Genomic DNA, 24238 nt, shown 5'->3' on the forward strand with positions numbered 1-24238 from the left:
CGAGTCCGAGCACGCGCGCGTGGAGGCAGTCGGCATGCACCGGGAGGTGCTGGCTGGTTCGAAGGCCAGGGTGCCGGAGGAACTCTGGGACGTGCTGCCCGAGTTGATGCGGCTCGCCCAGATGCGGCTCGTCCTGTACTGGATCTTCGACCGGACCGAGGGCTGCGAGTCCAGCTACCGGCTCGCGCAGCGTGGCGCCCGCCTCACTGCGCGGGACATCGCACTGGCCCGGTTGCGGGTGCTGGGGACGCTCGTCCACGAAGTGCACGAGCCGTTCACGGATTTCCTGCCGGGGATGACCAAGGCGCTTCGGGATCCGGCCGGAAGGGCCGGGGGCGCCCACCACGGACAGGCGCCCCTGAGCGCTCAGTCATCGCGTCGACCTCGTCGCCCGTCAGCTCCACGTCGTACACCAGCGGTTCCGCCGCCACGACGACGTGCCGGGCCCGGGATCCGTACGAGGGACCGTCACCGCTACGAGGTACGTACCCGGCACCGGAACCGACAGGTTGTAGGAGCCGTCCGCGAGTGACGTGACCCGGTCCAGCCGGCGGCCTCCCCTCGACAGCAGCGTCACGGCCGCACCCTCGACCGGTCGTTCTCCGCGTCCCGAACGATACCGAGCGCCGCGGTCGCGCCGACCGGCCGCGGGATCTCGTCCGGCTCCTCCTCGCGCGGCTCCACCGCCAGGTGGGGCAGACTGCGGTCCAGCCAGCCCGGCAGCCACCAGTTCGCCCGGCCCAGCAGATGCATCGCCGCCGGCACCAGCGCCGTCCGCAGCACGAACGCGTCCAGCGCGACCGCCGCCGCGAGCCCGACGCCCGCCATCGCCACTGCCGAGTTGCCGCTGAGCACGAAGGCGAGGAAGACGCAGACCATGATCAGGGCCGCGCAGTTGATCACCCGGCTGGTCTCCGTGAGGCCGACGCGGACCGCGCGGGCGTTGTCCTTGGTGTCCACCCACTCCTCGTGCATCCGGCTCACCAGGAACACCTGGTAGTCCATCGACAGGCCGAACAGCAGGGCGAGATTGATGACCGGCAGGAAGGCCTGGATCGGTCCCTCCTTGCCGAGGCCCAGCAGGTCCAGGCCCCAGCCCCACTGGAACACCGCAACGAGGACGCCGAAGGACGAGGCTGCGGCGATCAGGTTCATCAGGGCGGCCGTCAGCGGCACCACGAGCGAGCGGAAGGCAATCATCAGGAGCAGGAATCCGAGGCCGATGATGGTCACGACGAAGTACGGCATTCGGTCGCCCGTGACCGTCGCGAAGTCCTTCGAGACCGCCGTGACCCCGCCCACGTGGGCCGTCGCGCCCGCCTTGGGGATCACCTCCGCGCGCAGGGTGTCGATCAACTCGTCCGTCCGCTCGGACTGCGGCGAAGTGGTCGGCATGACCTGGATGACCGTGACACCCTGCGCGGCTGGCAGCACGGCGACCCGGGCCACTCCGCGGGTGTCGCGGATGTCCTCGGCCAGCGCGGTCGCGTCCCCGCCCGCCGAGACCACCTGGAGCGGCCCGTTAAAGCCGGGGCCGAAGCCCTCGGCAAGCAGGTCGTACGCCTTCCGGGTCGTCAGTGAGGCGTCGTCGTTGCCCTGGTCGGCGGCGCCCAGGCGCAGGGACAGCACGGGCAGGGCGAGGACCACCATGGCGACCACGGCCAGCGCCGCGACCGTACGAGGACGCTTCTGCACCGTGTCCGACCAGCGGGCGGCAAGTCCGCCCACCTGCTCCTTCTCAGGGCCCTGCGCCGCGAGGCGGCGCCGCTGCCGGCGGCTGAGCACCCGCGGTCCCAGGAGCCCGAGCAGCGCCGGCAGCAGGGTGGTGGCAGCGAGCACGCTGAGCACGACGGTGAGCGAGGTGCCGATGACAACGCCGTCCAGAAAGCGCAGGTTGGTCACGAGCATCCCGGCGAGCGCGATGCACACCGTGCCGCCGGCGAACAGCACTGCCCGGCCCGAGGTATTGAGGGCGGTGACCGCCGACTCCTCGGGATCCAGGCCCCGCAGAATGCCGCGCCGGTGCCGAGTGACGATGAACAGCGCGTAGTCGATGCCGACACCGAGGCCGATCAGCGTGGCGAGCAGCGGGGCGATTTCGGGCACGTCCGTGACATTGCTGATCAGCTGGGTGGAGAACAGTCCGAGGCCGACGCCGAAGGCCGCGACGGCGATCGGCAGCAGCATCGCGAAGAGCGAGCCGAAGGCCAGGAACAGCACGATCGCCGCCGCCGCGATGCCGACCAACTCGGACAGGCCCGCGGGCGGCTTCTGGATCTGGGAGATCGCCATACCTCCCAACTCGACCTGCAAACCGTCGCGTTCGGCGGCCTGCGCGGTGTCGACGACGTCCTGCACGAGTTGCTCGGACACCTCGTTCGCCCGCTTGGTGAAGGTGATCTGGGCGTAGGCGATCTTTCCGTCCCTGCTGATCTGCGCCACGCCCTCCGGACCGGCGTACGGGCCGGCGACCGCGCCGATGCCCGGCTTCCGCCCGATCTCCGCCAGCGCGGGCTCGATCCGAGCCCGTACGGCGTCGTCCCGGACCGACCCCTGATCGACCTTCCACACCACCGTGTCGGTGTCGCCCGCGGTCTTCGGGAAGGCCTTCTCCATAAGGTCGTACGCCTTCTTGGAGTCCGTGCCGGGCAGGGAGAAGACGTTCGCGTAGTCGGTGCCCTTCGCGGAGACCGCCGTGACTACCCCGAGCAGCACCCCCACCCACACCAGCAGAACCAGCAGCCGGTGCCGATAGCACCACCGCGCCAATGACGTCACGCTCTTCACTCCTTCATCAAGTTTCCCCCCTGAGCACCAGCATCGGCTGTGGCCGTGGGCGGAGGGATCCGATCCCCGCGCCCGACGCGGACCCGGGCGGAAACGCATACTGGTGTGCATGACCGCCAATGAGGCAGCACGAGGGGGCCACCGTCCTGCTCGTCGAGGACGAGGAGAACATCTCGGACGTTCTGGCGATCGCCCTGCGCTACCACCGCTTCCCGGTGACCGCGGGCACCGTCAGTGAGGCGCTCGCGCTCGCCGGGCGCATCCGGCCGGACGTGGCCCTGCTCGATGTGATGCTGCCGGACGGCGACGAGCGCGCGCTCGGCCGTGCATGCTGGTGACAAGGCTGCCGCACACGCAGCGCCACAGGATCACGGAATGTCCGTGAGAACTGCATATGCGGTGTTGACGGAACGTCGACTGGAGAGCCGTTCCGCCCAAGCTACGTTCGCTGCAGCGGCGTGACGGGCTGTGGCGCCTGCGAGACTGGACCGAAACCAGGGCCTCGCCCTGCACGACGTGCTGGACACAAAGGGCGGACAGCATCGACGTCTTTCTCTAAGTGGTCATCTCATTTGGCTGACTCGGTAGGCTATGGGCCGTGGTGGGGATCGTTGAGCGGCTGGTGCCGGATGAGTTGTGGGAGTTGTTCCAGCGGGTGGTGCCGGAGGCGCCGTTGCGACCTCAGGGCGGTGGCCGGCGTCGGCATGGTGACCGGGAGGTGCTGGCCGCGATCGTGTTCGTGGCCACGTCAGGCTGCACGTGGCAGCAGTTGCCCGCAGCGTCGTTCGGACCCTCGGGGGCGACAGCCCATCGGCGCTTTTCCGAGTGGACGAAAGCCAGAGTGTGGGCCAAGCTCCACCGCCTGGTCCTCGACGAACTCGGCTCCCGCGGCGAGTTGGACTGGTCCCGCTGCGCGATCGACTCGGTCAACATGCGGGCCCTGAAAAGGGGGACCTGACGGGTCCGAATCCTGTCGATCGGGGCAAGTACGGCTCGAAGATCCACTTGATCACCGAGCGGACCGGTCTGCCCCTGGCCGTCGGAATCTCGGCGGCGAACCTGCACGACAGCCAGGCCCTGATCCCCCTGGTGAAGGGCATACCACCGATCCGCTCCCGCCGCGGACACCGGCGACGCAAGCCGGGAAAGCTCCACGCCGACAAGGGCTACGACTACAACCACCTGCGGCGATGGTTACGCGGACGCGGCATCACGCACCGCATCGCCCGCAAGGGAATCGAGACCTCGCAGCGACTGGGCCGCCACCGCTGGACCATCGAACGCACCATGGCCTGGCTGGCCGGCTGCCGGCGTCTCCACCGCCGCTACGAGCGCAAAGCCGAACACTTCCTCGCCTTCACCAGCATCGCCTGCACCCTCATCTGCTACCGCAGACTCACCAAATGAGATGACCTCTAAGGGAGAGCCGCAAGAAGCGCCCCGCTGCCGAATCCCCCCACGGGCGGGCGGCGGGGCGCTTCCGTCAGGAGGCGAGTACCTGACGCAGGCAGCTTGCTGCCGGGGCAGGAAGACCGGAGACCGGGAAACTACCTGTCCCGCCACGTAGGACACCTGGCTTGCCGTAGTCCGACGCCGTCGATGCCGCGTCTCTGGCCAACATTCTGCGGACCGACACGGCCGCCCACCGGCCACTGCCTGCGGATTGCGAGCTCGTGCAGGCCATCGCCGTGCTCGCACGGGCCCAGCAGGATGCGCTGGCCGCCGCAGCGCCGGCCGCAGATCAGTCAGGTCGTTGCTCGATGCCGGATTGCCATTCAGGACCGGTTGAGGGCGCGGAAGAGACGCTCTGTCAAGACAAAGATCACTTCGGTGCGGGCGGCGGAGAGTCTCCTTCCCCAGCCTTGGCGAGCCGCGCTTCGGGCGTGCAGCAATTCAGTGAACAGGGCTTCGTATCGAGCTGATATGTGGTGCGGATCGAAGCATCGTGCGTTGTCGCGGGCAGCGTGGGCCATCTGACGCCGTGCCTGGTTGTCATTGATCAGGCTCAGTAGGGCCTGGGCCATTGCGGTCGGGTCGTTCACCGGGATCAAGAGCCCGTCGCTTCCGTGGTGAATGATCTCAGCCGGCCCCAGGGGGCAGTTGGTGCTGATGACGGGGAGGCCGCAGCGCATGGCCTCGACTATGGTCATGCCAAAGGATTCGCCGCTGGAACTGACGGCGGCAAGGGAGGCGCTGGCCCACTGGGCGTCCATCGGGGTGTGGGTTCCCATCAGCTTCACGTGGTCGTTCAAGGCGTGATGGTCGATGCGCGCTTGGATGGTGTTGCGTTCCGGGCCGTCCCCGTAAATCTGCAAACGCCAGTCTGGACGTTCGCTGACCACACCGGCGAAGGCATCGACGAGCTGGTCGAATCTCTTGCCGGGGACGAGTCGTCCTGCGGCGACGACCAGCGGTGCTGTTCCGCTTGAGAGTTCGACTGTGGGCGCGGGCACGCTGTTAGGTATGGCGGTAACCCGCACGCGGGGCATGTGTTGGCGGTAGATTTCCGCGTCTGCTTCAGTAACCGTGACCAGGGCATCCAGTTGCGGATAGCAGTGGCGCAGCTGGGTGCGCAGGGCGAACCGGTAGCTGTTGTGGGTGAGGTGTTCCTGCCCGATCCGCACTACGTGCTGGGGCGCGAAGCGGGCCAGGAGTACGTTGAGTCCGGGCCGCGTGCCGATCACGACGTCGGCATCGGTATGAGCCAGCCATGCCTTGATCCGATTCTCCGTCAGTCTGCTGTGCTGCACATACCGACCGTCGCTGGCCGGGTAAGAGCGTGCGGGCCTGCTGTGCAGGGGGCGTTCGGCATCGCCGCCCACGCGCATGTCTGTGAGGGGCGTGAGGCGTATTTCCGGGCCGAGATGGAACTTGGTCCACTCGCGGTACCGGAACACAGAAGCGATCTCCACATCGTGGCGGTCGGCCAGCGCGCCGGCGAGGTTGAACACCGTGCGAATGGTGCCGCCCACTCCGTAGGCGTGATGGAGAAGGAAAGAGATCTTCATGCAACTTCCGGAGGTAAGCAGAGAAAATGCCGACGTGAGCCACAGGCGTGGGGGTACAACTTCGAGAACAGGGCCTCCTGGTACTCGGACGGTGTCACAACCGCGAGCTGGCAGAGGCCCTGCCCTCACCATCACCGGCGTCACACCGGCATCTTCAGCGTCGCGTCAAGGGCGAGTGAGAACGACCTTGCCGACCACCTTGAGACGACCCTCCTCGAAGTCACGTAGCACGTCGATGGCGTTCTCCATCGGGAAGGTCGCGCCGACGTTGGTGATCAGCCGCTTCTTGCTGATGGCCGCGATGGCTTTGTCGAGGCCGCTGATGTCCGCCAGCGCGAACGCGGCTTTTGCGCGCCTCTCCGTTGCGAGGGTCCGCAGATGCCGCATGGTCGGCGTCATCGTGCGGAAGCACCCGTTCCGGGAAAGGGCAGCTTCGACATCTTGGTACGTATACCGGTCGGACAGGTCGATGATGGTGTCGAAGCGCGTACCGCTTGCGGCAAGGGTCTCTGTTCGGTAGTCAAGGACTCGATCGAGATCGAACGATCGGAGCGCATCAGCGGCCAGGCCGCCGGCAACGGCCGTCACAAGAGCCCCCGCTTCCCGTGCGAACTGCACGGTGTAGAGCCCAATTCCGCCACCAGCACCGAGGACCGCGACGTGATAGTCGGCCTGATCGGGGCGCGGTGTCAGGTACTTGGAGGCAACCTTCGCCGCAGTCGCAGCGCCCATCGGCAGTGTGCTCGCCTCAGCGAAGGTCACGCTGTCGGGGATGCGCCGCACCTTGTCTGCCTTGATCAAGACAAGGTCCGCGAAACCCCGATACCGTGAGGCGGACAGGCCCGTCACCGCGTCACCCGGCGCGACTGCCGAGACGCCCTGCCCAATTTCGCGGACTATACCGGCGAAATCGAGGCCCATGCCCTTCGGGAACGGCTCCCCGAACATGTTCGCCACGCCCAGCTCACCGGTGCGCATCTTGATGTCGGTCGGGTTGATCGACGCAGCTTTGACATCGACGACGATCTCATTCGGTCCCGGCTTCGGCCCGTCGACTTCGGCCCATTCAAGCACTTCCGGTCCGCCGCGACGCCGATACTGCAATCGCTTCATTTCTGCAGTTCCTCTCTGAACAGGTGCCGAGCAGCAACGCTTCGACGTGTGTCATATCCCAGGCGAATGGCGAGCGAGTGTTGGCCCGTCGGGCCATAGAGCCGGCACGACGGCAGGCCACGCACGGGTGGTATTGGTTGGCGCCTAGTGCCCTCAAACGCCTTGTGCTCAGCCGCTCCGAACACGTGCGGGCAGGCGGGTGGTTCGGGCCAGGAAGCATCCGAAGCCGTACTCGGATGGCGCGTAATCACAGCCTCCAAGGAATCAGTGGCCGGGCGGATGTCGCGGGAAGAACCGTTGGGTACGGGGTGGCACCGGAGTCGCTGCGGTGGAGAGTCGGCGTCAAGGGCATTCACAAACGCCCGTCATCGGTCCGTTGCCATCGAGGCGGTCTTGCTCATCTCGTGCACCGGCGCTACGTCGGGGGCTTGTCTTCGGAAGCATCGCCCCGTGTCTCCTTGTCTCGGCACGAGCGAAGGCCGGAGTCCTGAGGTCCTCGGCGCTGCCGTCGGCACAACATGTGGGGGGCGCCGTGCCCGAGAGTCCATCCGTCACCGGCCTGGCGGCGACGAGCCGCAATTCGTGCCAGCACAAGTACACCGACGACAATCGGCACCGGGCCGGGCACGAGCCGAGTGCAGCCCTGGACAGGGCGCCGTCGGCGCGAGTCGGTGCCTCGCAGCTTGCTGAAGGGTGGTGCGGGAGGCCAACTCTCCCGGTTGGTGTATCGCCTCATGAGAGGTGCTCGCTTTCGTGAGGGGGGTGATCGAGAACATGCAGTCACTTCGGGGCACCGGCTGGTAGCAGCCCGGAAGTTGTCTTGCTGGGCATCCGCGGGTCGTGCCTGCTGCGAGCTCTCGGGCAAGAGCCCGTTGCTGTTCCAGAGGAACCGTCGGGTGCTGGTGCTACGCCGAACCGGCCGCCTCGCCCCGTTCCAGCCGGGGGTGACGCGACGGCAGTGAGTCAGGGCAGAAGGACGACCTTGCCCTGGCTGCGGCCGGCCTCGATGTCGGCGTGGGCCTGCGCGGCCTCGGCGAGCGGGTAGGCGCGCCAAACGGGGACATCGACCTTGCCGGCCACGATCAGGTCGGCCAGCAGCGGCAGTGCCTGCGGGAACCGGTCGGCCGGGTCCATACCGGTGAATCGCACGCTGTGCTGCTGGGCCGATGGGTCGGCGATTGTGATGACCTTGCCCGCATCGCCCACCAGAGCGACGGAGTCGGGCAGCACGCCCGCACCGCAGGCGTCGAACACGAAGTCCACCCCGTCCGCGGCGGCCATGACCCGCTCGACCCAGCCCTCGCCGTACAGGACGGCCATGGCGCCGAGCCCGGTGACGCGCTCGATGTCCTGCTCGGCGACCGTGCCGACGACGGTGATGCCGCGGACGACGGCGAGTTGTACAGCGATCGTGCCGACGCTGCCGCCGGCTCCGTGTATCAGCAGAGTCCGGCCTTCCTTGACGCCGAGATGCCTCAGCGCCCGGTAAGCGGCCTCGCCGACGGTGACCATCGCGGCCGCCGTCTCGAACGACAACTTCTCCGGCTTCTCCACCGGTTGGTCCAGCAGCGCGTACTGGCTGTAGCCGCCAACTGAGGCGACGCCGAAGACCTCGTCCCCGATCGATGCGGTGGCGCCCTCGCCGACCGCGTCGACGACCCCGGCCACATCCCAGCCCGGGACCACCGGGAACTCGACCGGGAAGAAGCCGTGCATCTTCCCCGCGCGGAGGCGCACGTCGATCGAGTTGACAGCAGTCGCCCGCACCCGGATCCGGACCTGGCCCGGCCCCGGCTGCGGCGTCTCGACCTCCGAGAGTGTGAGCACGTCTGGTGCACCGTACTCGGAGAAGGTGATCGCAGTAGACATTGATGCTCCTGAGAGAGGGGAATGTAGACACGAGCTGAATCAATCAGGTCGTATGATTGCTGCCTACTATGTATCATACAGCGCGTGTGATTGACGAGAAATGCGGTGCCGCCGCCCGCCGGCCTGGCTCAGGAAGCCGGTCGAAGGGCCGGCAAACGACCCCGACAGCGAGGCCCGGAGTTCACGGTTACGTGTGAACCGCTGCTGGGACATCCGGGTCGTGGGAAACCGGGCCCTTGCGGTAGAGCAGCCCAGTCGCCACCAGCCCGGCGGTGAAGATCCCGGCCGCACACCAGTAGGCGGTTGAGAAGCCGTGCAGCTGGGCCTGCACTGCCCGTTCAGGGGTAGGCGGTTCACCCGCCAGGTAGTGCGTGCGGGCGCTCGCGGCCAGCGTGTTGAGCAGGGCCGTGCCGATGGCACCGCCGATCTGCTGCATGGTGCTGACGGCGGCGGATGCCACACCGGCGTCCTCGGCGGCGACACGGTCGGTGGCCAGGCTCATCGCCGCAGGCATCACCAGCCCGAGGCCGAGCCCTATGAGCAGAAGCGGGGGGAGGACGTCGGCGGCGTAGGTGCTGCTCAGTCCGAGGTCGGTCATCCACACCATTCCGACGGCGGCCATACCCATCCCCAGCGGCACCACCGACTTGGGCCCCAGGCGCGGGAGCAGGGTACGGCTGGACAGCTGTGCGCTGACCATCAGCCCGCAGACCATCGGCAGGAACGCCAGGCCCGTCGTGACCGGGCTGTAGCGCAGGATGTTTTGCAGGTAGAGGGTGAGGAAGAGGAAGGCACAGAACATGCCCGCGCCGCAGACGGCGACCGCGGCAAAAGACGCGCCGCGGTTACGGTCCAGCAGGATGCGCAGCGGCAGCAGCGGGGCAGCCGCTCGTGTCTGCCACCAGGTGAATACGGCCAGCAGTGCCGCGCCGTCGGCGAGGAAGCCCCAGGCCGCGGGAGAGGACCAGCCGTGGATGTCGGCGTTGGAGAAGCCGTAGACCAGTGCGAAGAGTCCTGCGCACACCAGCGCAGTGCCGGGCAGGTCCAGCCTGGTGCGGCTGGTTCGCGCACTGCGTCCCAGCAGGATCCATCCGGCGGTGAGCGCGATGACGGCGAAAACCAGGTTGATGTACAGCGTCCACCGCCAGTTGAGGCTTTCGGTGAGCAGGCCACCGAGCAGCAGGCCGGTCGCGCCACCTGCGCCGGTGATCGCGCCGTAGACGCCGAACGCCTTGGCTCGCTCCTTCGCGTCGGTGAAGGTGGTGTTGAGCAGGGATAGCGCCGCCGGGGCAAGCATGGCGCCGGACAGCCCTTGCAGGGCACGACCGGCGACCAGGATCTCGAAGTTCCAGGCGGCGCCTGCCAGGGCGGAGGCCGAGGCGAATCCGGCGACGCCGACCATGAAGACCGCCTTGCGGCCGATGAGGTCGGCCAGGCGGCCGCCGAGCAGCAGCAGGCTGCCGAAGGCCAGGGAATAGGAAGTGACGATCCACTGCCGGTTGCTGTCGGTGAAACCGAGATCCCCTTGGATGGAAGGCAGGGCGATGTTCACCACTGTGGCGTCCAGGACGACCATCAGCTGGGCGATGCCGATGACTGCGAGGATCCACCATCGGTGCGGCGACGTCCGCGGGGGCGCGGTTCCCCCGGATCTCAGGGGACGGCCGGCGGTGGTCTGCGGCATGGAGGTACTCCGTAAGGATTCTTGAAGTCGAACGACGTGCGGATACGGGCGACAGCCGGCGAAGGCGCGGGGCGTACCGGCGTCGGTCCGCGCCTCCGGTGGGGGCATGGGGGGTTGATGCTGTTCACGCCGAGCGGGAGCCCTGCCGGCGGAGGCAAGCCCGGCGCTCGGCTGGAAGCGGGCACACCGGGCCGCAGACCTGATCTCCGGCCAGGCCTGAAGGGATCCGATGTGGTGGGTAGAGAGTGGCCCGGGCAGCAAGCGCGGGCATCCGTACAATCACGCATCTGCGTACCTGGAGCTGCGAAAGCGGGCATCCTCACCCGGGTATAGAGCAGGCTACTGTCCGTAGCAGCCTGCCTCCAGCGAATCCCTTGCTCCCTGTGGATGCGGGCGGGTCGCGTCGCTGCGCCTCCAGGACATCAAGGGGGCACGCGTTGTCATGGCGCAGCTCCACTCTCGGCTAATCCAGCCTCCAGCTACTCACCCCTGCAAAACCGCTCGCCACCGGCTAGGTGTATGTCGACCGGGCAGGAAGGAGTCTCCAGATAGCCGTTGGCCCGCTCGACCAGGCCTTGGCCTCCGGGTCCCGGGGCTTGCAGTGCACGAAACCTGATGCCCAGCAGACCGACGATCAACGGCGAACTCATCAACAAACGCCACGCCGAAGGCAGTCCGGACACCAGTTGCACCGCTACCGACCTCGACATGACCATGCTCGACCTACGGCGGGACCCCCGCCTCCCCACAACGACCGGTACATTCCGCCGACTGACCGCCGCAGAAAGCGCGAACTGGCGTTGCTCCACGCGGACCCCGGCACACCGCAGCTCCCTGCGGCCCCGAGTGCCGAGCTCACCAAGGCCGGCCACCACGCCGAGTCCGCGCAGCTGGACGTCACCGATCGCGACAGCGTGAAGGCCTTCGTCGCCGTCGCAACAAGACCGCCACGGGCGCGTCGACGTCCTTTTCACAACGCCGGCGTGATGCCGCTCTCCCTCATGGAGGAGCTGCGCGTCGACGAATGAACATCGACGTGAACCTGCGCGGCGTGCTGCATGGCTTCGCGGCGGTCCTGCCCGCCATGCGCGAGCGCCGCTCCGGGCACATCATCAACGTCGTCTCCACCGCCGCGCACTGCGTGGACCCGACCGGAGTCGTGTACGGCGCGACGAAGTTCGCCGTACGCGCCGTGTCCGATGGCCTGCGCCATGAGACCACCGACGTCCGCGTCAGACGTCAGCCCCGGCCTCACCATGACCGAGCTCACCCACTCCGGAGAAGCGGTCGGTATCGACCTCGGTCATTGCCCAGGCCATCGGCTACGCCATCCCAGCCGGACAACATCAACGTCATGTCAACGTCAACGTCAACGTCAACGAGGTCATCGTCCAGGGCACAGCGCAGATCTGACGTCGTGCCGGGCGGGCCGTCTGCTCGTGCCGCCGGCCGCCGCGGCACGAGCAGACGGCCACCGCTGAACCACCCGTCACCGGCTGAATGTTTCCCTCCCGTGGCCCTCGTCCCGAGGGTGACCGCCGCGCCTCAATCTCCATGAACGGGCGCTGAGCGCAATGGCGTCTGCGTAGTCAAACAGGCACTAATCCGGGTCGAGAGGCGGGATCTTCGACTCCATACTCCCTGAAGGGGATACCACCCGCAGAAAAAGGCGGCTGGGCATGGGCATGACGCCGCGTCAAATTGCCGATGCTTGCTCACCATTAGATGCCTGCGGCCGTCTCACATGACATCCCCTGGGTGAAGACGACAAGACACGGATGCTGATCCCGCCCTGCTCCACCAGGTTCATGCAGTCGCATCCACACACGCATCGACAGCCCCGTTTCGCCCCGCTCAGAAGGAAGACGCCGACCGCGTGCAGGGGCGTGTGGATTGCACGGCGGGAGCGCAACCCCCACAGAAAAACGAAAAGGAGTCTCCATGCCCATGGCTAGACGAAGAGCGAGGCACATCCTCGTGGTGCCTAGACGGAGGGCGAGGCACATCCTCCTGGCCATCCTGACCCTCTGCCTTGCCACGCTCGGAATCGCAGTATCACCAATCACGTTCAGTAAGGCGCATGCGGGGACTGAAGAATGCAGCGGTCCAAGTAGTTACCTGGGGCGCTGCATCGTTCTCGAATCGGATGTAAATAGCGAGGGCGGCAGTCGAGTTCTCGACGTAAAATGGGCCGCCCGGACCGAGCTCTACAACGGAGGCAACACTCAGCGTTGGTTTTTCGTCATGAGCGACGCCGACAATCACGGGACCTTCACGATTCGCAACGCGAACAGCGGCAATTGTCTTGACGAAATTTCGCAGACCATACATGAGGAGATCTGCGATGGTAGATCTCGACAGGACTGGTACATCCAGCCGCTAGAGAACTCCTCGCACCCGGGAAGATTTGCCTGGCAGATAAGGCACGCCGGAGACGACTTGTGCCTTGGCGTCCGGGATTACGATAGTAGCCTTATCGATCTCAGCGTCTGCAAGGCGCCCCGGGCCCCGAATGCCAGAAACCAGGCATGGCTGACCCCCTCAGACTTCGCGGAGGGTGCAACGCTCCTGGAGGCTACGGCGACCGCCTATGCCCTACAGCAGCACAATAGGCGCGACACATATATAAAGATCGGCACTGAGGTGTCGAGTAGCCCTGCCCTGGCGGGCGCAATACGTGACGACGACTGCTGTGCTTTGATGTTCGCCCGCGGCCCGAACGGACATCTGATGAGCAACGAGGGGGGCACAAGCTGGAAGGACCTCGGTGGTCCCCCCACTCTCACCAAACCCGGAACGTTCATCGGTGCGCCCGCTGCGGTGGGGTCTGGACCGACATGGGCGTTGCCGTCGCCTACACGATGGGACGTGGTGGTACGCGGCACGGACAACCATGCCTGGCACCTCTCCTATGCAAAGGGAAAGATGGGCAAGTGGGAGAATCTCGGCGCGTGGCTCATTGACAGCCCTGCCATCTCCAGCTGGGGAAGTAATCAGCTAACCGTCTTCGGCCGACTCTCGGACAATAAGCTGTACAGCAGGATGTGGGACGGAGCCCGCTGGGGAACCTGGAAGAACCTCGGTGGTCCCCCCACTAGCACCAAGCCCGGAACCTTCATCGGTGCGCCCGCGGCGGTGTCGTGGGCGCCGGGACGGATCGACGTGGTGGTACGCGGCACGGACAACCATGCCTGGCACCTCTCCTATGCAAAGGGAGAGTGGGGCAGCAAGTGGGAGAACCTCTACGGGTACCTCGTTGACAGCCCTGCCATCTCCAGCAAGAAGGAAAACCAGCTGACCATCTTTGGCCGCAACTCGGACAATAAGCTGTACCGCAAAGCTTGGAACGGCGCCGGCTGGGGAACCTGGTACAAACTCGAAGGTCCCCGGACTAGCACCAAACCCGGAACCTTCATCGGTGCGCCCACTGCGGTCTCCATCGGGGGTGTGGAGTATGTCGCTGTGCGCGGAACCGACAACCACGCCTGGTTCCGGGAAAACTGGACGAAGCACTAACACATTCCAGTGAACCGTCGGGTTCTCCCCGCATCCAGCGGGGAGAACCCGACCCTGTTCATCGCAGCATCAGACAAGCCGGGAACCCCACCCGCGCGCAGCGACCCACACAGCCGGCGCGGTGGGGTAGATGCGGTGCGGGAGCAGGGCGAGGGCTTGGCGGTGCCAGTCCTCCCAGAGTGCGAGGAAGTCGGCCAGTTCGGCCTTGTCCATCTGGTGGTACGGGCCGTCCAGCATTCCGCTGGTGGGGCGCTGAGGTAGTCGCCGAGGCGGATGGTGGGCATCGGTGGCCTTCCGGTGTGTGGTCGGTGGCCGTTCCTTGGGGCGGCCAGCATCACCGGCACCGGACCCGAGGAACGGAGAGTTCATCTGTGCGTCATCCGCGCGTAGGCGTCGCCATCTTGACCATGGGCACGCGGCCCGCCGAGCTGGCCGACCTTCTTGCATCGGTTGCCGGGCCGGACACGCCTGCGGCGCGGGTGGTCGTTGGCAACGGCTCGCCACTGCCGCCCCTGCCGGAGTGGGTGACCGGTGTCGAACTGCCGGAGAACCTGGGGGTCTCCGGCGGCCGTAACGCCGCATTGGCCTGGCTGCGGGAGTTCGGGATGTCGATGTGGTGGTGGACCTGGACGATGACGGTCTGCTGATCAGCCCGGACGTCTTCACCCGGCTTGGGAGCTGTACGCGGCGGACGGGCGGCCGGGCGTCATCAGTTTCCGCGTCGCCGATGAACGGGCCGCACCCAGCGCCGTCACGTCCCCCGCCTGCGCGCGGCGGATCCGATGCGGGGCGGGCCGGTGACGACATTCCTCGGTGGCGGGCACGGGCTGTCCATGCGGATGCTGGACCAGATCGGTGACTGGCCCGAGCCGTTTTTCTATGCGCACGAGGGGACCGACCTGGCTTGGCGGGCGCCGGACGCGGGCTGGAAAGTGCTCTACGAGCCGGAGCTGGTGCTCCAGCATCCGTGGACGTCGCCGACCCGGCACGCGGTCTTCTACCGCATGGTCGCCCGCAACCGAGTCTGGCTCGCCAAGCGGCACCTTCCCGCCCTCCTCGTCCCCGTCTACCTGGGCATCTGGACCGCGTTGACCGTGGTCCGTACCCGATCGGCGGCAGGGCTTCGGGCCTGGTTCGGCGGGTTCGCCGAGGGCCTGCGCACCCCGTGCCCGCCCCGTCGGCCGATGCGGTGGTCCACGGTGTGGCGGATGATCCGCCTGGGCCGGCCACCAGTCATCTGATCAGGCGGTCGGGGCCTCGGACTCGGCCCGCAGCCACGATGGGATCGCCTCGGGGGTCTTGTTCAGCCAGTTCGATTAGCGGGCCACCCACTCCTTGACGGTGATCGCCGGCCGCCAGCCGAGCACCGCTTCCATGCGGTGGGTGGCCGCGTAGCCGCCGAGCGGGTCACCGGGCGGCATCGGCGTCTCCACGAACCGGGTTTCCGGGTACTGCTCGGCGACCAGCTCGGCCACCTTGCGGATGCTGGTGGCGGCGCCGGTACCGATGTTGATCCTTAGATAACGGCAATGCCCCTCTCCGTACGGATGCGGGCGCGTCGCGTCGCTGCGCCGCCAGGACGTCAGGGGGCGGGCGTTGTCATTGCCCCGGCTCGGGCAGGCGCGCAGTGCGCGGGCTCGGATCGATCCCAAGGCCGGCCCAGTCAGCGTCGGCGACTGCGCACCGCAGGACCGTTCCCCGGATCGTCACTGTGAGCACGACCGGCCACGCGGCGTGGGGGACGGCGTTGGTGACCAGCTCGCTGACGAGCAGCTGGGCGGTATCGGTGTCTTCCATTTGCCAGGTCGCCAGCGTCTGGCGGATGAACCTTCTCGCTTCGGGAACAGCACGCGCGTGGCACACCAACTCCCGCGAGGCGCGCGCGTCATAGATCCGCCGGAGAGCCAGTCCCGCGGTATCGAAGGCGGCCGGGGCACGCATCGACGGACGGACGGGCCTGGAGGGATTTCATCTTCACCCACATCTGAAGGATGCAGAAGGTGCCTTCCGGCCGGAGCGACAGGCTCAGATCGCCGCCTTATGGGCCTGAAGGCACCTTCTTTAATGCACGTTTACTGGATATTTCCGGGTCGTGTGGCTACACACAGGGGGTCCCGGCTTTCTTTATCACACAGGATGATCTCGGTGCTGGTCCTACCGTCTGTATTATTGCGGACGGGGATGGTTGATGCACCCATTCCAGTGAAGACCGATCCACGGTCAGTGGTGACATGCCACGTGCCGGACAGGGTCTGAAAAAGCTGCGCCCGGGCATACCAGACCTTAATCGGCTTACTGGGAGATGGCGCCTCAGGAATGTCTATCCACCGTTCCGCGCTGTACGTTTCAGATCCCGACCATACATGCGAGTAGCTGGCTGTGAGCGAAGTTTCGATCTCCGCCTTCACCGGTGACGCGGACCCAGCTCCAACGGTGGCTTTGACGCCGAGGGTGACGCCAACCGCATTTGAATAACCAGTGGTCTGGCTGAGGATCGCTTTATAGTGAACTGGGACCTCTGCGCTCGCGTTTGAAAAGACGTCGTCCCCATTCGCGTCTGTCAACCTTTGCGGGTTCTGGCGTGTCGCTGGACCGGTAGGGGATCCGAGCCGGTATTCCGCCTTGGGGATGACCGGCGATCTACCGTCGAACTGTTTCACGGCATAGACCCCGGCCGCCTCCAACAGCCTCTCGCTTGGTACAACCGTGGACCAGATCTGATTGTCTACAGAAGCATCGTCACTTCTTTTGCAGTTCCATAGAACAACGTCGCCTCCCTCACCTCGCCAACCGCTCGCAACATCGAGGCATTTGTCATCGGCGACGTGACGTATAACCCAAGTGGCCTGGTGATTGTCCGGCTGGACGTACCACCTTTGATTCATTGCACCTTCGACACAAGTCGACTGGTATGCGCCGCTCTTGGCAATTGGCGGCCCAGCCGCTGACCAGGAACTGCGAGGTGTATATCCGTCAGTTGCATCGAGACACTTGCCACCGTTCGCACTGCGAATCGTGAACGTTCCGTCCCCTTCACTTATGAAGGCCCACCTCTCATTTGCGTGGCCACCCGCGTAGGGCCAGGTCTGGACCTTAACGCCGTCCGCAGTACTTTCGTTGTAAACATTGAGGACCAAATTTGCCCCTCCTACCGCGGACACGAGTGGCACACAACCCACCCCAAGGATGTTGCTTGGATGACTGCACACATCCGCCGCATGCGCCTTACCGGAAGTCACCGGTGATAACGCGATTCCGAGAGCGACCAGGCACACCGTCAAGATGGCCCCGATCACATGTCTTGCTCTCCGCATGGTCATGCGCATGAAGACTTCTCTTTCTCGTTCATGGAATCTTGCTCTCTCTAGTCACGCTTCCCTGCACCTCCGTGAGACCGTGCGGTCGGCGTATTCTTCTGGGTGGAACCCAGGGGGTGCCGACGCGGCGTGGACGTGCTACACCAACTTGTGAGACCGGCAGGACTTCCGCGACTAGTCCGTCTTCAACGGGCAGTCGTACCTCATGCGAACCCCCGGCGCGCCCAACTGAGCACCAAGGCCAGCGAATTGACGCCAGCGAATGCTCCCGCTGGCACCTGGGACACTCCGGAGGACGGTGGGTAGGCGACTGACCTCCTCTTCTGACGGGGCCTCATAGGCACTCAGGAAGTGTGGAGCCGGCAGTCCGTGCCGACATGGGGGTAACTACCTGTTTGACTACCTGGGCCTGCTGTTCCGCGGGACTGACAAGTGGGCACTGCATGGTGTGGTCTGGCGCCCCCTCAGCCCCGGATCCTCGGCAGGGGATGGCACGATCGCCTCCTGCCGGTGTCCCTGCTCCACGCCCACCTCACGGCTCCTGACGGCGCCTCGAAGACGTCTCGGGCCGCCCGCTCCCCCGCTGATCCACGGTCTTGTCGACCTGCCGCAGCGCCCTGGCGTGCGGGACGCGGCGGAGTCGATCGGAGTGCACGCGGCTCCGCTCCACCTCCTCGGCCATGTCCTGAATCCCACGGCGCTCGGACGGGGGGTGAATCGTGCAGTGACGAGCGATGAGTCCCTGGACCTCCTATCACAACTCTGCGTCGAATCATGCGCGTTCAGCCTTCTGCTGCCTTGTTGAGTTCGAAGACACCGATCGCCGAAAAGAAGCTTCGCCACCGTGCACCGCGCCGCGTGGGACACCCTCATACGCCTCGCCCACCGCTTTGACGCCCATGACGCGGACGGGCCTGAACCGCCGCAGGAGCAGCGGACCTTGCAGATCCTGAAGTTCGTCGGAGACATTGGGGAGGCACCGCACACGGTGGGAGAGGCGCTGCATCAACCCCCGGCACGGGATGCGACGCGATGTCCATGCTGGAGCGGTGGTACCGCTCTGTCAGCCCGTCGACCTGCTCGGCGAACGTCCTGCGTGGCAGGACTTCCGGTCGCAGAAGAATCGCCGGACCCGCAGCCGGACGAGGACCCGATGCGAGCCCATCGGCCGTTCGGTGACGCGGCGTTGGTACATGCTGTGGACGCGTGCCGCACGACGGCGGCAGTCCGGACACCTGCCCGGCCGCCGCCTTCCATTCCGGCGGTCGGCCGACGAGACCAGTCAACTCGTTGATTGCGAGGTGCCATTCGCTCCCGGTCGGACGAGCCCAGACGAATGCCGAGGCGGTCTCGCGGAGATGGTCGTTGAGGCGGATGCGGCCGGCCGTGTCGTGGCGGGCGACAAGGAGGACGACCCGTGTCCAGTCGGCAGGTGAGAGAGCCCAGTCCGCGAACTGGCCCCGACGGGCCTGATAGTTGCTGTGTTCTCGGACCGCGGAGACGTGGTTGACGAGCAGTCAGGGCCTCGGCGAGGACACCTGGCTGTTGTTGGTAGACGCTGAGTGGGTGGACCCTGCGGTTCTTGATCCTGATGCCGGTGCTGTGCCATGCGTCTGGAAACGCTTGACGGCCACGGCGCTGCGGACGGTGGGCGCCCGCGGGTACGACGGGTTCATGCTTGCCCGCGTCACGGACTGAGCGCTGAACCGCCCGCCCCGGTCCACTGCACGCGGGCAGTGGACCGGGGACGGGGGCGGTTGCGCGCGCACCGCTGCCGGAGCCCGGCGTCAGATGACTCCCTGGGCCAGCATCGCGTCCGCCACGCGCTCGAAGCCGAGGATGTTCGCGCCGGCCACGTAGTCGCCGGGGAGCGCGTAGCGTTCGGCCGTCTCGTACACGGTGTCGTGGATACGGCGCATCACCTCGGTCAGTTCGTCCTCGACGCGGTCGGCGGACCAGTTGTCGCGGCCCGCGTTCTGGCGCATCTCCAGGGCGCTGGTGGCCACACCGCCCGCGTTCGCCGCCTTCGACGGGCCGAAGGCGACACCGGCCTGGCGCAGGCCGCGGACCGCAGCGGGGGTGGTGGGCATGTTGGCGCCCTCCGAGACGGCCTTCACACCGTTGCGGACGAGGGTGAGGGCGTCGTCGGCGGTCAGCTCGTTCTGGGTCGCGGACGGCAGTGCCACATCGGTGGGCACGTCCCACACGCTGCCGCCCTCGACATAGACGGCCGAGGGACCGCGGCGAGTGGCGTAGTCGCTCACACGGCCGCGCTCGACCTGTTTGATCTGCTTGAGCAGGGCGACGTCGATGCCCTTGTCGTCGACGACGTAACCGGCGGAGTCGGAGACCGTGCGCACATGCGCACCGAGCTCCTGGGCCTTCTCGACGGTGTAGAGGGCCACGTTGCCCGAGCCCGAGACGGTGACCTGCTGGCCCTCCAGATGCTCGCCGCGCACCTTCAGCATCTCGGCGGTGAAGAGCACATTGCCGTAACCGGTGGCCTCGGTGCGCACGTGCGAGCCGCCCCACGCGGTGCCCTTGCCCGTCAGGACACCGCCCTCCCAGCGGTTGGTGATGCGCCGGTACTGGCCGAAGAGATAGCCGATCTCGCGGCCGCCGACGCCGATGTCGCCCGCGGGGACGTCCGTGTGCTCACCGAGGTGGCGGTGGAGCTCGGTCATGAAGGACTGGCAGAAGCGCATGACTTCGGCGTCGGACCGGCCGCGCGGGTCGAAGTCGCTGCCGCCCTTGCCGCCGCCGATGCCGAGGCCGGTCAGGGCGTTTTTGAAGATCTGCTCGAAGCCGAGGAACTTCACGATCCCGAGGTTGACGGAGGGGTGGAAACGGAGCCCTCCCTTGTAGGGGCCGAGCGCGCTGTTGAACTCCACGCGAAAGCCGCGGTTGACGTGGATCTCGCCGCGGTCGTCCTGCCAGGGCACGCGGAAGATGAGCTGCCGTTCGGGCTCGGCCAGGCGCTCGACCACCTTGGCCTCGCCCAACTCGGGGCGCAGGCCGATCACGGGGGCGAGCGTCTCCAGCACTTCGCGTACGGCCTGGTGGAACTCCGGCTCCCCCGGATTCCGCCGCAGGACGGCTTCCTCGAGGGTCTCGAGCCGGGCGGTGGTGCTGGAGGCTATGGATGGCATCAGAAGCGTTCCTTTTCGTTCGGCGGGCAATCCGGCCTCGATCGGCGGGCATCCGGCAGTACGTCGGCCGGGGGCGGTGCGGCTCAGACGGTGAACGGCGCCGGCCGGAGTGGGGACACGAGACCGCGGCCTGGTGGGAGCCGTCCGACCCGCGGCGGGGCAGGCGTGTCCCGGGGGTGCGGCCGGTACGGCTTCAGGTTTACCTCTCCGCGTGTGTGTACGTATACCGAGAGATTTCGAGGCCCTCAGGGGAAAGCCCACAGAAGTCGGCGTCCGCAGAGGTCGCCCGGAACACACCGAAGGCAGTCGGCTGCGGCGTGACATCGACCTTCGTCCGGAGCGCGAGCCGGGGCAGCGCCAGACTGACGACGTCCGCATCGATCCCCCTGCACGCCTCAGGAGGCGCCCAGTTGGCGGGCAGCACCTCCGTCGGCCCCGCCCCCTCCGCGCCGGGCACCAGACGCACCCGCGCCGGCGCGCCCGCGCCAGGCTCGGCGGCACAGGGCAGCTCCACGACCGTGGCCGTACCCCGTCGTGCAGGCCCTCGTTCCGGCTCAACTGCCGGAACATGGTGGGCACTTCATGGACAGCACCCGTGGCATCGGCGACGGACGCGAGGCGGTGAGGTGCGACTGGAAGGAGGTCTGCCAACGCGCCTTCAGAGCAGATGCGTTGACCAGCGCGAGCAGGGTGTCGTCCTGGATCTCCGCTGGCCACCAACATCCCTGGCTTCGTCGCCCTCATCAGCACCAATCTCCAGGCGACAGTGCTCATCGACAGCACCCCGGCCGGAGTCGCCAAGCTCAAGGCCCTCACCAACAAGGGCCTCCTATCGGCGGGCCCCGGGGAAGAGCAGGCTGTTCACCCGGAGCGCTAGTACGGCGAGCGGGCGGAACGCGGACGGGCTCGCCCTGGCCGGTGAAGGCGCGGAGGCGGGCCCGTTGCGAGGGTGGGTCAGGCGGCGCGGGACGTGGCACTCGTGCCGGGCAGGTCCACGCGGATCGCGGGTACGGCGTACCGGGGTCCCGACAGAGCCGTGGTAGCGCCGGCTTTGAACCTCTCCCGGAGACGGCCGCACGGACCTCATGCACTTCCGCCGACGCGTGTCCTGGCTCCGGCCCCAATGCCGCGCCAGCCAGCCCGACCGGCCTGTACGCCACCCGCGCTCCCACCGAGGCAGTCGAACCACGTTGTCGACCCCGACTGCCGACAGCAAAGGCCGCAGGACAGGGCACCAGCACCCTCCTCAGCCAACGCGGGAACTCCGCTATAACGCGGCCACCGTGACGGGCTTCAGCGCGGACGGCGCCGACGGGGACCGAACGAGCACGGGTGACACCGCAGAATCCTCCTACTCCGAGGAGCCCATGAACTCTGCCGCACGTGTGGTCCGGCCCTCCATGCGTGAGGCGGGCAGTTTCGGCAGCGAGCGGTGCGGTGTCACCACGCGCAGGTCGGGAAGAATCTCACCGGTGTCCTCGAAGATCACTACGCTATTGCACAGCAGCACCCATCCTTGCTCCGGGTGCGATGCCACAACGCGCGCTGCCTCGTGGTCGGGTGCTTCCCATGGAGGACACGGTGGCTCGTGCTCACACATGGCAGCCAGCCCCTCTCCTCGTCGGTCTTGACGGGTGTCGGACCCGTCAAGTGTGTGGGCGGGCTGTCTGAAGGACCAGCGTAGAAGCATTCATGTAGGTACCTACGTGGTTCCCGTGGGCGCGAGCCACGGTCCCGCTGCAGGTCTCCGCAGACGAGCCCGGGGGGCAACCTCCGCTCGTCTGCCCCCCAGCCGTCTCGGATCACCCAGGAACGCCGCGTGCTCCTCTGCGGCACCCACAACCGCCGCTGACCGGCGACCTACACCCGTGGCGGCTGCTTCGTACGCAGGGCACTCCGCAGGGGCTCGACAGCCAGACGCGGGTGGCCTGTCCCGCCAGCCGCAGGTGTGGCCCGGTCTCGAGGCTGACGACATCGGGGAGCCTGTGGCGCGCAGCGGTCTGTACCACCGGCGGGCCATAGCGGCCTTCGCGGACGCTGCCGATGACGATGGCCAAGGAGCCTCGGTCGGGATGACCATCACCGACGCCATCCACCAGGCAGTCCTGAAGGTGCCGACTGCTGCCTGGACGCCGGCCGTCGACCTGCGGCGAGGTCGCGACGGCGCATGGGTCTGCGAGGTCGACGGCGACTGCCTCACCGGCTCGCCGACAGGGGTACGGCTCATTGTGCGCAAGGAACGCCCTGACCCCGGCGCCCAGCTGCGCTTCGCCGACGCCGACGGCATGCGCCTGACCTGCTCCGCCACCATGTGCGTTGAGGGCAGCCCGTTCGGCAGCTGGATCCTCGCGGGGTGACACGGGCGGTTGTCCCGTCTCGGTGTGTGTCCGGCCGGTGGCCGCCGCGGCGATCCACCGCGGCCACCGGCGTTTCCGCGCAGGGACACCGAAGCCGCCAGGGCGAGGACGGCGGACCCAGGAGCAGCGTGCGTGCCCAGGCACGCGGCTGGCCCCGGCGAGCGGCCACGCGTCAGCCTCGCCGCTGGCATGACCTCGTGTATGGGTTGGGTCGACGCTGGCTCTCCTTACGGGGATGCGGGCCTGGCCGGGCCGGGGAGGGTGTGCTTCGACCCGCGAGACGTGAGTGCCTTGGCAGCGCCGTGACGCGAGACGGTGATGGAGGTGAGCACCGGGAACTCCCAAGGGGTGTAAGCACAACCGGGGCTCATTCGCGACGTATGCTTCATCTCTCACAAAAGCAGTTGCAGTGTGCTTCGAGAGCCGGTCAGAGCGGTGTCACAAGGTGGCTCGTGCCTTCGACCGTCGGGATGAGCGAGCAAGAGGACGTAGGGCCTCCTCGACGATTTTGACTTGTTGAAGCAAGGCCACAGCACGCTCGTTCTCCTGTGCATACATGGCGACTGCGTCCTGCACCGAGCCGGGCGGAAGGTAGTCGAGCAAACCCTCCACGACAGATCCGCGGTTCAAGCGCATTGCCGCGATTCCCGCACGCAGGTGATTGCGTACCATGCGGGCGAGCAGCTCGGGGTGTCGATGCAGAACCGGTTCGAGCCGCCACCGGCCGGGCGCCAGGTCGAACAGCCACTCCTTGGCACACGGCACGAACCGCAGAGAACCAGGCGGCGGCACGCATCCCGGCCATCCATGCGGAACCTGTGGCGCTCCGGCGGTGCTGGGGCCGGCGAAGCCAACAGCCGGTCGCTCATTGAATGCGATCACCGCCGCCTCCTAAAGGGAAAGCCATGCCTTGCCATTGGGTGTCGCAGCCCTCCGCTCGAGTGCCATGCACTCGACAGCGACACGCAGAGTTGTCCGAGATGGTGTGCAAGTGAACCTGGAGCCGAAGGAGTTGATGCGCAGATGCAGAGGATCAAGAACGATTGACAGGACGATGGCTGATGATCACATCGAGCAGGTATTGGTTGGTTGCCTGCTGCGGTGGCCGCGCTTGGGTGCGACTCCTTCAGGCTGCGACTGACGGGGATGCAGGACATTGGTGGAAATACCCAGAGACATACCTTTAAGGCGGGGAGCCAGCCCGATTCGCGGCCAGCGTACGGGGCCATGATCACTCGCTCACTTGTGGAGAAGGTTGAGACTGCCGGTGTATCCGAGTGCGCGGATCTCCTCGAACAGGTGCTTGACCAACACACCGGGCCGCTCTGCACGGCGCCGGCGCAGGTGGTCGCAGTAGGGGCCGACCAGGCAGGCGCGATCCGGCTTCTCGGTGGCGTCGAGCACCTGGGCGCTGTCCTGAAGCCTTGCTGTGCGTGCA

At 66.8% G+C, this 24238-nt stretch carries 16 protein-coding genes and 7 pseudogenes; 9 read left to right on the forward strand and 14 right to left on the reverse strand.

Features of this window, described 5'->3' with window-relative positions; genetic code table 11:
* Position 1 precedes the first annotated feature (1 nt).
* Positions 2-322 (forward strand): annotated as a pseudogene (locus OG905_RS09160) (TetR/AcrR family transcriptional regulator); the annotation flags it as partial.
* Here OG905_RS09160 and OG905_RS09165 read toward each other — a convergent pair.
* Positions 276-2769 (reverse strand): annotated as a pseudogene (locus tag OG905_RS09165) (MMPL family transporter). The pseudogenes OG905_RS09160 and OG905_RS09165 overlap by 47 nt on opposite strands.
* A gap of 137 nt (positions 2770-2906) precedes the next feature.
* Here OG905_RS09165 and OG905_RS09170 point away from each other — a divergent pair.
* The 3 genes and pseudogenes from OG905_RS09170 to OG905_RS09180 form a co-directional block, all read left to right on the forward strand.
* Positions 2907-3113: pseudogene (locus tag OG905_RS09170) on the forward strand (DNA-binding response regulator); the annotation flags it as partial.
* 281 nt (positions 3114-3394) lie between these two features.
* Positions 3395-4194, forward strand: a protein-coding gene (locus OG905_RS09175; protein ID WP_328682134.1) for an IS5 family transposase whose coding sequence is annotated in 2 segments (ribosomal slippage) — positions 3395-3730 and positions 3733-4194 — 798 coding nt in all. Because the reading frame shifts where the segments join, the coding sequence is not laid out codon by codon here.
* Positions 4195-4373: 179 nt separating this feature from the next.
* Positions 4374-4532: pseudogene (locus OG905_RS09180) on the forward strand (IS110 family transposase); the annotation flags it as partial.
* Between the two features lie 30 nt (positions 4533-4562).
* Here OG905_RS09180 and OG905_RS09185 read toward each other — a convergent pair.
* From OG905_RS09185 to OG905_RS09200, 4 genes are all read right to left on the reverse strand, one after another.
* The gene (locus OG905_RS09185) at positions 4563-5795 is read right to left on the reverse strand and encodes a glycosyltransferase family 4 protein (RefSeq protein WP_328667237.1); all 1233 of its coding nucleotides are present in this window, start codon (positions 5793-5795) and stop codon (positions 4563-4565) included.
* A 165-nt stretch (positions 5796-5960) separates the two neighbouring features.
* Positions 5961-6908 (reverse strand): quinone oxidoreductase family protein, encoded by a 948-nt coding sequence (locus tag OG905_RS09190; protein WP_328667238.1) that lies wholly within the window; start codon positions 6906-6908, stop codon positions 5961-5963.
* 963 nt (positions 6909-7871) lie between these two features.
* Positions 7872-8777: an NADP-dependent oxidoreductase gene (locus tag OG905_RS09195; protein ID WP_328667239.1), complete on the reverse strand. Its 906-nt coding sequence runs from the start codon at positions 8775-8777 to the stop codon at positions 7872-7874.
* Positions 8778-8964: 187 nt separating this feature from the next.
* Complete coding sequence (locus OG905_RS09200; protein WP_328667240.1) at positions 8965-10461, reverse strand: MFS transporter; 1497 nt, start codon at positions 10459-10461, stop codon at positions 8965-8967.
* Between the two features lie 800 nt (positions 10462-11261).
* Between OG905_RS09200 and OG905_RS39105 the strand changes: the two genes are divergently transcribed.
* The 3 genes from OG905_RS39105 to OG905_RS09210 all read left to right on the forward strand — a co-directional run bounded on the left by OG905_RS39105 (position 11262) and on the right by OG905_RS09210 (position 13977).
* Positions 11262-11489 carry a hypothetical protein gene (locus OG905_RS39105; RefSeq protein ID WP_443043912.1) on the forward strand — a complete coding sequence of 76 codons (228 nt, stop codon included), beginning with the start codon at positions 11262-11264 and terminating at the stop codon, positions 11487-11489.
* 56 nt (positions 11490-11545) lie between these two features.
* Positions 11546-12019: an SDR family NAD(P)-dependent oxidoreductase gene (locus tag OG905_RS39110; protein WP_443044064.1), complete on the forward strand. Its 474-nt coding sequence runs from the start codon at positions 11546-11548 to the stop codon at positions 12017-12019.
* A 389-nt stretch (positions 12020-12408) separates the two neighbouring features.
* Positions 12409-13977, forward strand: a complete 1569-nt coding sequence (locus OG905_RS09210; protein ID WP_328667242.1) for an RICIN domain-containing protein — start codon at positions 12409-12411, stop codon at positions 13975-13977.
* A 69-nt stretch (positions 13978-14046) separates the two neighbouring features.
* On the opposite strand, the gene OG905_RS09215 is transcribed toward OG905_RS09210, so the two are convergent.
* The gene (locus tag OG905_RS09215) at positions 14047-14346 is read right to left on the reverse strand and encodes a hypothetical protein (protein ID WP_328667243.1); all 300 of its coding nucleotides are present in this window, start codon (positions 14344-14346) and stop codon (positions 14047-14049) included.
* A gap of 2 nt (positions 14347-14348) precedes the next feature.
* Between OG905_RS09215 and OG905_RS09220 the strand changes: the two are divergent.
* A pseudogene (locus OG905_RS09220) lies at positions 14349-15218 on the forward strand (glycosyltransferase family 2 protein).
* Between the two features lie 75 nt (positions 15219-15293).
* On the opposite strand, the gene OG905_RS09225 reads toward OG905_RS09220, so the two are convergent.
* From OG905_RS09225 to OG905_RS09240, 6 genes are all read right to left on the reverse strand, one after another.
* Positions 15294-15629, reverse strand: a complete 336-nt coding sequence (locus OG905_RS09225; RefSeq protein WP_328667244.1) for a hypothetical protein — start codon at positions 15627-15629, stop codon at positions 15294-15296.
* Complete coding sequence (locus tag OG905_RS09230; protein WP_328667245.1) at positions 15577-15918, reverse strand: ATP-binding protein; 342 nt, start codon at positions 15916-15918, stop codon at positions 15577-15579. Before OG905_RS09230 ends, OG905_RS09225 begins: the two co-directional genes overlap by 53 nt.
* Positions 15919-16049: 131 nt before the next feature.
* A complete protein-coding gene (locus OG905_RS39115) occupies positions 16050-17303 on the reverse strand; it encodes an RICIN domain-containing protein (protein WP_443043913.1) in 1254 nt (417 codons plus the stop codon).
* A gap of 1054 nt (positions 17304-18357) precedes the next feature.
* Entirely contained in the window at positions 18358-18576 is a 219-nt protein-coding gene (locus tag OG905_RS39120) for a transposase family protein (protein ID WP_443044065.1), read from the reverse strand.
* A 505-nt stretch (positions 18577-19081) separates the two neighbouring features.
* On the reverse strand, positions 19082-20443 hold the full coding sequence (gene gdhA / locus OG905_RS09235; RefSeq protein ID WP_328667246.1) for an NADP-specific glutamate dehydrogenase: 1362 nt from the start codon (positions 20441-20443) through the stop codon (positions 19082-19084).
* 1351 nt (positions 20444-21794) lie between these two features.
* Complete coding sequence (locus OG905_RS09240) at positions 21795-22043, reverse strand: DUF5999 family protein (protein WP_328667247.1); 249 nt, start codon at positions 22041-22043, stop codon at positions 21795-21797.
* A 463-nt stretch (positions 22044-22506) separates the two neighbouring features.
* Here OG905_RS09240 and OG905_RS09245 point away from each other — a divergent pair.
* Positions 22507-22752, forward strand: a pseudogene (locus tag OG905_RS09245) (IS1380 family transposase); the annotation flags it as partial.
* Positions 22753-23238: 486 nt separating this feature from the next.
* Here OG905_RS09245 and OG905_RS09250 read toward each other — a convergent pair.
* Together OG905_RS09250 and OG905_RS09255 are read right to left on the reverse strand one after the other, a co-directional pair.
* The gene (locus OG905_RS09250) at positions 23239-23682 is read right to left on the reverse strand and encodes a hypothetical protein (protein WP_328667248.1); all 444 of its coding nucleotides are present in this window, start codon (positions 23680-23682) and stop codon (positions 23239-23241) included.
* Positions 23683-24042: 360 nt separating this feature from the next.
* Positions 24043-24177, reverse strand: a pseudogene (locus OG905_RS09255) (IS21 family transposase); the annotation flags it as partial.
* Between the last annotated feature and the right edge of the window lie 61 nt (positions 24178-24238).

The organism is Streptomyces sp. NBC_00322 (genome assembly GCF_036147535.1).
Classification (GTDB): Bacteria; Actinomycetota; Actinomycetes; order Streptomycetales; family Streptomycetaceae; genus Streptomyces.

Bases quoted from the DNA above. Each gene is read 5' to 3' on its own strand.
- OG905_RS09210 (WP_328667242.1), top strand. From the start codon at position 12,409: ATGGCTAGACGAAGAGCGAGGCACATCCTCGTGGTGCCTAGACGGAGG.
- OG905_RS09215 (WP_328667243.1), bottom strand. From the start codon at position 14,346: ATGAACTCTCCGTTCCTCGGGTCCGGTGCCGGTGATGCTGGCCGCCCC.
- OG905_RS09200 (WP_328667240.1), bottom strand. From the start codon at position 10,461: ATGCCGCAGACCACCGCCGGCCGTCCCCTGAGATCCGGGGGAACCGCG.
- OG905_RS39110 (WP_443044064.1), top strand. From the start codon at position 11,546: ATGCGCGAGCGCCGCTCCGGGCACATCATCAACGTCGTCTCCACCGCC.
- OG905_RS39115 (WP_443043913.1), bottom strand. From the start codon at position 17,303: ATGCGCATGACCATGCGGAGAGCAAGACATGTGATCGGGGCCATCTTG.
- OG905_RS09195 (WP_328667239.1), bottom strand. From the start codon at position 8,777: ATGTCTACTGCGATCACCTTCTCCGAGTACGGTGCACCAGACGTGCTC.
- gdhA (WP_328667246.1), bottom strand. From the start codon at position 20,443: ATGCCATCCATAGCCTCCAGCACCACCGCCCGGCTCGAGACCCTCGAG.
- OG905_RS09240 (WP_328667247.1), bottom strand. From the start codon at position 22,043: ATGTGTGAGCACGAGCCACCGTGTCCTCCATGGGAAGCACCCGACCAC.
- OG905_RS09190 (WP_328667238.1), bottom strand. From the start codon at position 6,908: ATGAAGCGATTGCAGTATCGGCGTCGCGGCGGACCGGAAGTGCTTGAA.
- OG905_RS09185 (WP_328667237.1), bottom strand. From the start codon at position 5,795: ATGAAGATCTCTTTCCTTCTCCATCACGCCTACGGAGTGGGCGGCACC.
- OG905_RS09230 (WP_328667245.1), bottom strand. From the start codon at position 15,918: ATGCGTGCCCCGGCCGCCTTCGATACCGCGGGACTGGCTCTCCGGCGG.